This is a genomic window from Parasutterella muris (assembly GCF_943193095.1).
GTDB classification, from domain to species: Bacteria; Pseudomonadota; Gammaproteobacteria; order Burkholderiales; family Burkholderiaceae_F; genus Parasutterella; species Parasutterella muris.
The window spans coordinates 1-11,218 of record NZ_CALPCV010000043.1 but is presented as its reverse complement, the minus strand read 5'-3'; the positions used below and the strand labels follow the sequence as shown (position 1 = coordinate 11,218).

Annotated in this window: 7 protein-coding genes; all 7 read left to right on the top strand. The window is 46.2% G+C overall.

Annotated features, from left to right (window positions below):
* Positions 1–240 precede the first annotated feature (240 nt).
* Entirely contained in the window at positions 241–5,847 is a 5,607-nt protein-coding gene (locus NFR90_RS11105; protein ID WP_251453073.1) for an LPD3 domain-containing protein, read from the top strand.
* Between the two features lie 274 nt (positions 5,848–6,121).
* The gene (locus NFR90_RS11100; RefSeq protein ID WP_251453072.1) at positions 6,122–7,246 is read left to right on the top strand and encodes an AAA family ATPase; all 1,125 of its coding nucleotides are present in this window, start codon (positions 6,122–6,124) and stop codon (positions 7,244–7,246) included.
* Positions 7,230–7,979 carry a hypothetical protein gene (locus NFR90_RS11095; RefSeq protein ID WP_251453071.1) on the top strand — a complete coding sequence of 250 codons (750 nt, stop codon included), beginning with the start codon at positions 7,230–7,232 and terminating at the stop codon, positions 7,977–7,979. The genes NFR90_RS11100 and NFR90_RS11095 overlap by 17 nt, the downstream gene beginning before the upstream one ends.
* A 100-nt stretch (positions 7,980–8,079) precedes the next feature.
* Positions 8,080–8,955, top strand: a complete 876-nt coding sequence (locus NFR90_RS11090; RefSeq protein ID WP_251453070.1) for a hypothetical protein — start codon at positions 8,080–8,082, stop codon at positions 8,953–8,955.
* 194 nt (positions 8,956–9,149) lie between these two features.
* Entirely contained in the window at positions 9,150–9,818 is a 669-nt protein-coding gene (locus NFR90_RS11085) for a gp53-like domain-containing protein (protein ID WP_251453069.1), read from the top strand.
* On the top strand, positions 9,809–10,819 hold the full coding sequence (locus tag NFR90_RS11080; protein ID WP_251453068.1) for a hypothetical protein: 1,011 nt from the start codon (positions 9,809–9,811) through the stop codon (positions 10,817–10,819). Before NFR90_RS11085 ends, NFR90_RS11080 begins: the two co-directional genes overlap by 10 nt.
* A gap of 10 nt (positions 10,820–10,829) precedes the next feature.
* The gene (locus NFR90_RS11075; protein WP_251453067.1) at positions 10,830–11,141 is read left to right on the top strand and encodes a hypothetical protein; all 312 of its coding nucleotides are present in this window, start codon (positions 10,830–10,832) and stop codon (positions 11,139–11,141) included.
* The last annotated feature ends 77 nt before the right edge of the window (positions 11,142–11,218 follow it).

Sequence of the window (11,218 nt, the reverse complement as noted above, 5' to 3'; positions counted from 1 at the left end):
ACAGACTTCTAAAGAAGATGCCTTCGGATTAAGAGCTGAGCCTCTGCTAGAGGCTCTAGATTCTGCAATATTTCAGCGATTAACAGGAGAGGGCGGATCACTATTGACAACAGTCTGCGCAGTGCTTACGAAAAAGACGAGATAGCCCAAGATTGGTTTGGACGATTACTTGGATATGAAAAAACTAAAGGGATCGAGGCCTTAAGGCGATATCACAGGTCCAATTCCTCCACCGCCAGCATGTCGATCCCTAATGAGGCAATTGTATATCAGAACGACACCTCCGTGGGAGATTTGTATCAGTCCGAGCTATCGCCGATAGGGGCGCGCGAAGGAGTATTTAATCAGTCGGCCGCTCCTTCGGATCGTCTGATTACTGTTCACAACATCAACGAAGAGAACTTAAACAAAGCCTTGGATTTAGGCGGCTTTGCTGTTCCGTCTCTTGGAATTACCAAACAAGCTGCACCATATACTGATTTTGGCGATATATCTCTCATCGGCACAAAGGATATGGTCGATCCAAAGACTGGTACGCCTGTTTTTTCTCAGGATGCGTACACTCAGACTTTCCCTGAGCCAGTATGGGAAAGATCGGTCAATTCCGAAGGCGCTCAGAAATTTAAAGAAAGAGTCGAGGATGCCGCTAAGGAGAGTGGTTTTACAGATGAGCCGAGGCGATTTATATACGACCTTCAGACCGCTCCGAATAAAGACGGCGTGGTTAAGAATCTCTTAGTCTCCAAGATCGGCGCCTACATGTTCCTGAAGGAAAAGGGTATCGAAGTGGACGTACCTAAAGAGTCTCGCGATTACGGGTACGCGCTTAAAGACAAGGCGAACGAGTTCAGAGATGAGTTTGAGGCGTGGGCTGATAAGTTTGCAGGACACGCTTTTGACGCGCCGATGATTGAGGTTAAGGGCAAGCTCAAACCGATTACTTTAGAAAATGTCGTTGAAGCCATGCGCTCGAATCTTGTGCGCAACAAAGAAGGAACAATGACATTCGGTGCCGGTAAGATCAGAGCCGCTGCCGCGAAACAGTTCGGATCGATTGAAGAAATTCAGAGCAGCAGAAATCTGGTAACAGACTCGCAAACGGTAAATCAACAAAATACCGTAACCAACGAGAAATTAGATAGCTATCGGGCCTTGGCGGCTAAGGAGTATCAGGGAGATTCTTTTGACTCTTTCGATGAAGCTATGGCCGCACTGGCCAAAGTCGCTGGTTTGAAGAGTAAGCCTACAGAAGCACGAGTAAGATCGGCGCTTAAGAAGAAAGGTTTTGAGCCGTCAGACGAAACGGTAAAACTCGGAGTTGAAATCCTCAGCGACATTAAGGCCTCAATGACTGATTACTTTGAGGCTAAGCCTCAGAGAGCAGTCGGTTTGGACGAGTTCAGAGGCGCAGTTGTTCCTGAGAGAACTAGTGAAGCTACAGTGCGGCGCCTTGAGGACGCAGGGCTTACCGTAGTGAAATACGGCGATGAGGAAGGTGCAAGAACTAGAGCTATTCAGGATTTAACAACTCGGCTGAACGAGAAGAGCGGAGATGTTCTTTATCAAAGTGGAGGAGCACAAGAATCGAAGGGCGTGCCTTTAGTAAAAGACGGCATAGTTCGCAAACCTGATAGCGCAACGGCAAAAGTCGTAAAGATATCAAATGGTCTTGTTCCTAATTTTGAAAGGATGCAGGACTTCGTATCATGGGTGAAAGAAGTATTGCAGACGGGAGGGAATATAACGATTCAGTCCACTGGACAGATCGCGAGCTTCCCCAATGCGAATATCAAGGCATCTACGAAACGAGCTCGGAAACGAGATCATAGAGAGTCCTACCTAGCTCTACGAGAGATGATACAGAACGCAGAATACGATCATTGCGAGCCAGCCGACGATCGTCATCCGAATAGTGTGGGTCAAGATATCTACTATTCAGCGCTCTGTATGGGAGGAAAGCTCTATTCGGTAAAAATCAAGCTAGACATTGTAGAGCCCGAGGTTAAAGAAAGAACGGATACTCTCGGAGATATAAAGTACAAAGACCACAAACTAACAGAAATAGAAATAGCTCCTACCCTGTACCGAACTACGCCCATTAAAAACGGGGATCACTCGCAGGAAGCAGGAGCCAATAGAGGCAGTGTAGGCAGTCTTTCTGAAAATGTCAATCTACCTCACATTCAAAACAGATCACCACAGGAAACAGAAATAGCGCCATCCCTGAACGCGGGCTTTGCCCATGATTCCACGGGGAGTTTCCGCCAGCCAGATGGCGCTATTGATGGGATTAGTTTAGGTATCCTTCGCGGCAATGTCAATCCCTCTCGTATCCAGAATGGAGCGCTCTTCCAAACTCAGGCAGGCCCCCGCGGTGCCTATTCTCCGTCTCAACGCCTGATTACGCTTTTTCAGTCTTCGGATGCTTCAACCTTTATTCATGAATCGGGTCACTTTTTCCTTGACGTGATGACGGACTTAGCCAATCAGCCTGATGCTCCTCAGCAATTGAGACGAGACATGAGAACTCTCATGAGATGGTTTGGTGTAAAGAGTCTGAACGACTGGAACGCGATGACGCTAGAAGAAAAGCGCGAATATCACGAGAAGTTTGCTCGCGGCTTTGAGCGCTATATGCGAGAGGGGAAGGCGCCGTCAATTAAGCTTATGAGGATTTTCCATTCCTTCATGAATTGGCTCAAGGGCGTGTACTCATCAGCTAAACAACTCAACGTGAAATTGACGCCTGGGGTTCGGAGAGTTATGGATCGAATGCTCGCTACGGATCAGGAAATCCGCACGGCTAAGGCTGTTCTCGGCTTAGCTAATACGTATATTACTCGCGATCAGTTTCCCGGTACTGATGAAGAATGGTACGAATGGGAAGCGAAAATGAAAGACGAGGACGATTACGCTAAAGCGCGCCTTACGACTCAGCTTCTTGGGGAGCGGGCGTTTTTAGAGAAGAAGACCGCCGAGTACCAAGCTAAATTTGCCGACGAGGATAAAGCCAGACAGGAGGCCTATGCTTTTTATTACAAAGAGGCAATGGATAAGCTTAAAGAAGAACGCATATACAAAATGCGTCAGCGCATGCTGGAAGAAAAGGAAAACGGTAATCCGATCTTTCCTATCTCTCGGCAGGATGTTGACTTTCTGCCTAAAGAGCAAGTAGAAGAGTTGGATAGGATTGGCGTCCTATACGACGATGGATATCCTCTGGATGTCTTGAGTCGTCAATTCGGTTATGAAAATGAGACTGAATTTGTCAAGGATTTAATTTTTGTTGCCGGCGTTCCAATTGAATTGGCAGCGCAGGAATCTGCTGAAAACGCTGTTAAAAAAGAATTCGGCTACAAGATGACGCCTGATAAAGTTCGTGAACTTGCACGAAAGTCTGCGCTGAACGATTTAACACTTCAGCGTTTGAGCCGAGAATTAGATCTTTTAAATGCGGGTAAGCGCAATCCCATCATACTGCAGGCGGCTAAGGCATGGGCCGATGAAGTCGTTTCAAAGACTGCCGTCAAAGATCTGAAACCGGGGCTTTACAGCCAGGCGATGCGCAAATATCAAAGGATCTATGAAAGATCTCTGGCTAAAGGGGATGCAGAGACGGCAAAGGAAGCAAAGAAGAATCAGCTCTTTAATGCTGCGGCAATGAAAGCAGTCAACGAGGCAATTGATCGAGTCTCGTCCACTATTAGAGACGTTAATCGCATGGGGATCCGTTATCGCAAAGTATTACGCAAAGAAATGGATGCAGGATACTTGGATCAGATACTTTACCTCGCAGGTCTCTACAAGATTCGAGATGAACATACGCCGCGAGAATCCTTTGATAGTTTTGCGCAATCTATGGAAGAAAAAGGCTTCCCAATGGGTTTAGTGAGCAGTTCTCTTTTTGATGTCTCCAATGTCAAAAACTACAAGGATATGACGGTAGATGAGTTTACCGAGTTGGAAACGGCTTTGAGCGTATTGGCTTTTCATGGCAGCAGACTGCGGCACTATAGCCTGAATCAACAAAAGAAAACAGCTGAATTATGGGCTGAAGCTATGGTTGAGGATATGGTTCCGAGTAAGAAATCGCAGCAAGGTTTTAAAGTAGAGCCGCAAAATTCTTGGATTTGCTCTTTAAGCGAATTTCTCCTATCTCATAGGAAATTTGCCTCTCTGATGAGAGAGATGGGAGGTCTTAACGAAAACTCTGCCATGATGAAGCTTGTGGCGCGCCTGAATCACTGCGGAGATAAGGAAACCTACATGCAGCAGGAGGCGGGAAGGAAACTTGTCGAATTATTGGACAGTATTAAGGGCACAAAACTGACCTCTCAAGTCTATATCTCGAATCTGGGTTTAAAAATGTCACGCGCCGGCATGATCGCGGTAGCACTTAATAGCGGCAATAAGATTAATAAAGAAAGACTCACGACAAATATTAGTGAGGCGGCTCAGGCGGAAATCTTAGGAAAACTTACAAAGTCAGAATTGGAGTTTGTACAGAATGTTTGGGATTTCCTTGAGAATTACTGGCCCGAGATGGAACAGCTGGAAAAAAGAACAAACGGCATCTCACCTCGGAAAGTGGAGGCCGAGCCTCTGCACGTTCATACGGCTGACGGATATGACATTTCCCTAAAAGGCGGCTACTATCCAATTGTCTATGACCCGGGTAAAAGCGTGGCTTCGGCTGAGCAGCAAATCAAAGATTTAGGGACTGAGATGATTCGTGGAGCCAATCAGGCTTCAGCCACAAAACAAGGTCATTTAATTTCTCGTATGGCAAAGGTCAATCGAAGTCTTTTGCTTGATTTGTCGGTGATAGGACAGCATCTGCAGAAGGTGACGCATGACATTTGCTTCCGAGAGTGGGTCCAAGACACTAACCGAATATTCCGCAATGAAGACTTCAAAGAAGCAGTTGTCCAAAATTTCGGTGTGAAATACTATCGGGCGTTGTCTGATCATCTGGTGGCAATTGCGGGCGGAGGAAACGCTATGGTTAATCCCGCCCTTGAGACTCTCGCAAATAAAGGAGCCAACTTCCTCAAAGGGAATGTTTCCTTTAACGCAATGGCGCTTTCGGCCACAACGGCCGCATTACAGCCTTTAGGTATCACCCAGTCAATTCAGCGAGTAGGGGCAAAATGGATATTTGCCGCCGGTCTGAAAATGATTGTCAACCCCCACGGCGCATTTAGAGAGTGTCATGAGAAATCTCTCATGATGCGGCTGAGGTCTGATGTTCTGAATGCGGATATCGCTGACTTTAACGTTCTGGCTCGCAAAGGTAAGCTTGGGAAGATGGGGCGAGCATATGAGAAAATGGCTTTTGCTCCGATGCAATACATGCAGATGCTTGTAGATGTGCCGACGTGGCAGGCAGCATACCAAAAGGCGCTTGCAGAAGGTTTTGAAGACGGCCGAGCTGTGGAGATGGCGGATCAGGCGGTCTTAGATAGTCAAGGCGGAGGTCATAATAAAGACCGTTCCCTGGTTCATAGAAATCATCCTTTTGCGACGATGTTCTATAGCTACTTCAGTTCAATGGAGAACCTCTGGGCAGAATCTCTAAGCCAACAGAATATGAAAACAATTAAGGGGCAATTCGGCTTCCTGCGAGACTTCACTTTGCTTTTAGCGATTCCGACTCTTGGACAGGCGTTGATCTTTTCTGCGCTTCGCGGAGATGATTGGGATAAGGATCCTGAAGAATGGATTAAGTGGGTGCTCCAAAACATAGGAGGAACTGCTTTAGGCATGTTTGTTTATGCCCGTGAGCTTTCCACACTCTTTAGCGGATTTGAGTATTCCGGCCCCCCCTCTGGCTCGTATTATCAATGACGCTTATAGAGCGGCAAGGACTCTGGGATCGGATAACGCAGAAACTGATTCGAAAGCGATGGCAGTGATGGGACTCGTTGCTGATTGTATGAAAATTCCGTTCACGCAGATCAGACGTTCCTACAACGGATGGAAAGCGTATATAGAAGGTGATACCGATATGCCTACGAGTATTCTGTTTGGGAAGCCGCAGGAGTAAAAATTTATTACAAATGCCGTAAAAAAATTACGGTATTGTGATAATATCCTCTATACTTTCCTTTCGAAAGAGGAAATGACGATGTTAAAGCGATTTGAGGTCACTAATTTTAAGCAATTTAAGTCCTTGGCATGGGACTTTTCAAAAGTTAGAAACTATGACTTTTCGATGGACTGTCTTATAGATTCTTCTCATGGAAAGTTTGTTAAGACGGCGTTGGTTTATGGTCGCAACAGCTCGGGTAAATCTAATCTTGGCTTCGCGCTTTTTGATATAGTGCAACATTTGGTAGACAAGATTAAAAAGCCGGATGCATACATCTACTATGCCAATGCGGATCATCCGACGGAACCGGTTAGATTTAAATATACTTTTTTATTAGATGGTAAGGAGGTTGTTTACTCGTACAGTAAGACATCCTCGCTGGATCTCTTGGGAGAATCCCTTTTTATTGATAATGAAGAGGTATTTTTGTGGGATGAAATCAAGAAAGTCCACCGATTCGACAGACTTTCCTCTTTTGGATTTAAGAATCTTAATTTTGTCTACAAGGACTCGAAACTTTCTTTTTTACGATATCTAGCAAATAATTCTCCTTTATCTCAAGACTCGCCGATTAGAAAATTGATGAATTTCGTTGGCTCGATGCTTTGGTTCAGAAGGGTGGATACTGGGAATAGTTTTATGGGTCTGTTGTCCGTGTCAGATCATTTGGATTCTTTTATCATTAGTCATGGCTTAACGGAAAAGTTTGAAAAATTTCTCAATGAGCACGACGTTAAAGAACAGATAAAAGTTGCTAAAAGTCCGGATGGTCGAGAAGGTTTGTATTTTGCGCACAAACAGTCACTGCCTTTTTTTGCAGCTGCCTCTAGCGGTACACTGGCCTTAACTGTTTTGTTTTACTGGCGCGAAGCGCTTGAAATGAACAAACCAAGTTTTATTTACATGGATAAGTTTGATGCTTTCTACCACTATGAAGTGGCAGAGAAGATTTTTAATTTAGCAAAAAGTCTGGATATCCAGTGCATCTTAACTACCCACAATACAAACCTGCTGAAGCACGCAAACACCAGAGCTGATTGTTGCTTCTTGCTTCGTAATGAAATAATTAAACCGTTTTCAGATTTAACAGAGCGGGAAATTCGGGAAGGTAACAATCTCGAAAAACTATTTTTAAGTCATGAATTCGAGTGCTAAAAAAGTCTTGGTTATTTCTGAAGGCAAGTCGGAGGCTCAGCTTCTAAAACGTCTTTTTGAGAAATTTGAATTGCCTGGGTCAGAGGTTGTGCGTCTTAATGCGAATTTGTGCAAGCTCTACAAGGAATACGAAAGTTATGGGTGTGACTATTCTGATCTTGATGTAACCGCGGTATTGAGAAGCAGTAAGCAAGTGAGCCATGCCGATAAAGAGAAACTTCGCGGAAAAAGCGCTGATGATTTCTCAGACATCTTTTTGGTTTTTGATTTAGATCCTCACACGGGAGATTTTAACCCTGATTCCGTGCAAAAGTTAATGTCTCACTTTCGGGATTCTTCCGATTTTGGCAAGCTTTATATCAACTATCCGATGGTTGAATCTTTCTATCATGTGCCGCCCGAGGTTTTAGAAAAAGGTAATATTTATGGTCAGCCGATCCATTTTGTTGTTAGAGATTTAACGGGTTATAAAGAACGGGTAAGTCAAGAAGGATTCCGATATAGTACTGGCCATACGCAAGAGAATTATCGTTGTGTCATTTGCAGACACGCTCAAATCGTCAAACAGTTAACCGAGGTTCCGTTTGAATGCACCTTTAAACTAAAAGCACAGCTTGATCTCCTGAAGGTACAACTATCAGAAATTCAAAAAAATAAGGCAGGGACTGTTGTCAATACTTTTTGTTTGTTGCTACCGGAGCTGTATCCATCTAAATGTCCTTTAACTGAGTAGAAGTTTTACCGCCTTCGGGCGGTTTTTTATTGCCTTAAAACGGCTCGGAAACGGGCCGTCTACATAATCCATGATGCTATAAAACACTGTTTATGGCACCATGACAATACCTCCTAAATTTCTTGTCGTTGAAAAATATACCGGCAATAATGCAGCTCGAGATTTCTCCTTTTCCTTCTGGGCTTCCGGTGCGGCCGATGTTGTAGTCACACAGGCGGCCTCAGATGGAGATGAATCGGTCTTAGTGCTTAATACGGATTACTCGATTTTGTTTAACCTAAACAATCTCGGGGGCACCGTAAGACTCAAGAATGCGCTTCCGTCCGACTATAGACTTGCTATTTCTCGCTCAACCCCGATTAACCAGGAATTGGACCTTGTGAATCAGGGGGCCTTTTATGCGGAAGATCATGAGTCAGCCTTTGACAAGCTGACAGCGATTTGCCAGGAGCTCAAGGAGGTATTGGGCCGCTGTCTCAAAGTCCCGTCAACGTCCAACAAAACTCCGGAAGAGCTGCTCAAAGAGATTTTTGAAGCCGCTAAAAACGCAGTTGATTCTGCCGAGAGTGCGGCTAAAGACGCGATTCGATCGGAGAATGCGGCAGATCGGGCAGAGGCTGGCGCTCAGAGAGTTGAGGATATTCTCGCGAACTATGAGTCGGGTGTAATTTGCAAAAGTTTTAATGCCGCCGACCCCCGCTGGACGCAAGTGTCAACAGCTTACGGTCCGAAGTATCGGCTCGTTCTGAATATTGGCTCAACCGCCCTTATCGGCGTGTACTCGGGCAGCGCTGACAGAGCCGAGAAAGTCATCAGCGGGGTTCTGCTCTCGGGTGAAAACGTCACATCGAGGTTCCTGAACCGTTCACAGGATTTCTTTTCACGGCCATGCTCACAAAGAAGGTGGCGGATTTCATATACGTCAAGGCGTTCACTGAGGAGGACTTCGTCCTCGTCGATTCAGGGTACGTGCTGAGAGTGGACGCAAGCGAACATAAATGCGGCAGAACTCCGGCGATTGTCGAGCTTATAAAGACTACCAACGGTAAATGCGAAATCTTTTACGCCTACGATGAGGTTGATGCGGAGGGAAATTTGAGGATTACGGTGTCCGAGCCTATTGCCGGAGAACTGATTCTCGATGGTGGGTATTTAAAGGAGGGAATATAAATGGCAGGTTTATTCGGTATAGCTACGATTCAGAAGATTAGAGCTGCAATTAATTCGGCTTTTGCGTCCGTCAGTTCGAGCGGTACTACCCTGACATTTACCAAGGGGGACGGGTCGGCCACTGCTGTCAATCTGGATGCGGCAAACCGTGTGGGGACTGCGACAGTTGGTGCCGGCAATCGTCCTATCTTTTTGAGCTCAGGGACTCCGACGGCGAGCAGTACAACAGTAGGCAGTTCGACTAAGCCGGTTTTTATGTCAGGAGGAACGCTTCAAGTTTGCGGGAACACACTGGATGTAAACATCAGCGGCACCGCCAATCGGGCGACATACGATGCAAACGGCAACAATATTGCCTCGACGTATGCGAAAAAGAGTGAGGTATCAAGCGGAGGAGTTAGCGGCTCAGGAAGCAATTTCGCCCAGCTGGACAGTGGGCTGATGATATGTTGGGGGGCGGGTGCTAACTGGAATACGGCTATCGTGACGTTTCCTGTGTCGTTTATCGACGATCACGTACTGGTCGTGGATTATGCCGATAGGGTCGTTAGCGCTAGCAGGACAGGTTACTGGAGGGCGGGGAAGGAGGTTGACGATGGCGGCGACAGCAGCTCCTCGCATACTGAGTACGGCCGCTATAACTATGTGGCGATCGGGAGATGGAAATGAATCTTCTTGCGATTAAACCGGATACCCTTGCCAAGCGAGACGAGGCGCTGAACGAGAATTTTTCCACCATCAACGAAAAGGTTGAGACTACGGCAAGAACAGCCGATGCGGGTCTGGAAGCGGCGTTTGATGCTCATCAGAAAGTCTCCACTGTAGAGGTCGATCTGAGCGCTCATGTTTCGAATAAAAACAATCCGCATAATGTAACGGTTGAGCAGCTTGGTTTGGCAAACGCATATGTTTACCGGGGCTCCGTCGCTAACTACTCTGCGTTACCGTCTTCGCCTGCAACAGGCGATGTTTATAACATCGTCAACTCCGATAACGAGCACAACATCTATGCCGGAGACAATGTTGCGTGGAACGGGACAGCATGGGACAACCTCTCAGGGGTGTTTGATACCTCCGCATTAGAGGCCTTGATCTCGGCAAATACTGAAGCGATTGCTGAGAATGCAAAAACCCTGACGGCTCACGGCTCGTCTATTACCGAGCTCACGACTCAAACTCAGAACAACAGTACAACCCTGATTCAGCTTCAAGCGACTGTGAGCGACATTAAGACGCAGGTCGGTGCCAGCGTGGGAATCGATGATACAACCGTCAGTGGCTCCAGTACATACTCGTCGCAGAAGATTGAGTCGCTGATGGGTGGTTCTAATTTAGTTCCTAAGACAGGAAACAGAGGAGTTTTAGGCGGGTACCAAACTGTAGTAGATGGGCATATCGTTTATCCGGACTACGTCTACGAGCAAATCACTATGGACGATACTCCGAATAGTGCTGTAAACGGAGGGAATGTATTCATAAGTGAGGGAACATCAGGGACGACCTTCGTTAAGATTATTGCCCTTGCTGGGTCTCCCCAAGTTCAAGTTACCGGGAGCGCGGACAAGATAAAGTGGGTAGACGGAGAGGCTCCTGAAATTACAAAGGGAGTACTTATCTATCTGTGGTTTGAAGACAAAGGTTATCTCCGATTCATTCCTTTTCCGAGCTAAGGAGGTCTAAATGATAAAAAAATACTTTTACGACGAAAATATTTACCGTTCCGAATACCATGTCCGTCAAGCCATTTGGAAGCAAGAACGCAAAGCATTTGGCAAAGAGCCCAAAGAGAACAAGGCAGAGTTTTGGGAAAAGCTCGGAGTCGCATATACGGAGGAACCTGATCCGGAACCTCCAGCTCAAGTCCAGGCAGAAAGAGAAATCTTTTTGCTCAAGGCTCAACTTCGAGAGACTGATTATGTGGTTATCAAGATTGCGGAAGGTGCGGCAAATACCGAGGAATACTCGGAAGTTATCACCCAGAGAGAATCTTGAAGAGCTCGGATTAACGAGTTAGAGGCTCAGCTTAATGGAGGCGGAAATGTTTAACCGTCCCACATTGCTGATGAACT

What these genes read in the sequence shown, in the direction of transcription:
- NFR90_RS11105 (WP_251453073.1), top strand. Translation starts at nt 241, where the DNA reads ATGTCGATCCCTAATGAGGCAATTGTATATCAGAACGACACCTCCGTG.
- NFR90_RS11100 (WP_251453072.1), top strand. Translation starts at nt 6,122, where the DNA reads ATGACGATGTTAAAGCGATTTGAGGTCACTAATTTTAAGCAATTTAAG.
- NFR90_RS11095 (WP_251453071.1), top strand. Translation starts at nt 7,230, where the DNA reads ATGAATTCGAGTGCTAAAAAAGTCTTGGTTATTTCTGAAGGCAAGTCG.
- NFR90_RS11090 (WP_251453070.1), top strand. Translation starts at nt 8,080, where the DNA reads ATGACAATACCTCCTAAATTTCTTGTCGTTGAAAAATATACCGGCAAT.
- NFR90_RS11085 (WP_251453069.1), top strand. Translation starts at nt 9,150, where the DNA reads ATGGCAGGTTTATTCGGTATAGCTACGATTCAGAAGATTAGAGCTGCA.
- NFR90_RS11080 (WP_251453068.1), top strand. Translation starts at nt 9,809, where the DNA reads ATGGAAATGAATCTTCTTGCGATTAAACCGGATACCCTTGCCAAGCGA.
- NFR90_RS11075 (WP_251453067.1), top strand. Translation starts at nt 10,830, where the DNA reads ATGATAAAAAAATACTTTTACGACGAAAATATTTACCGTTCCGAATAC.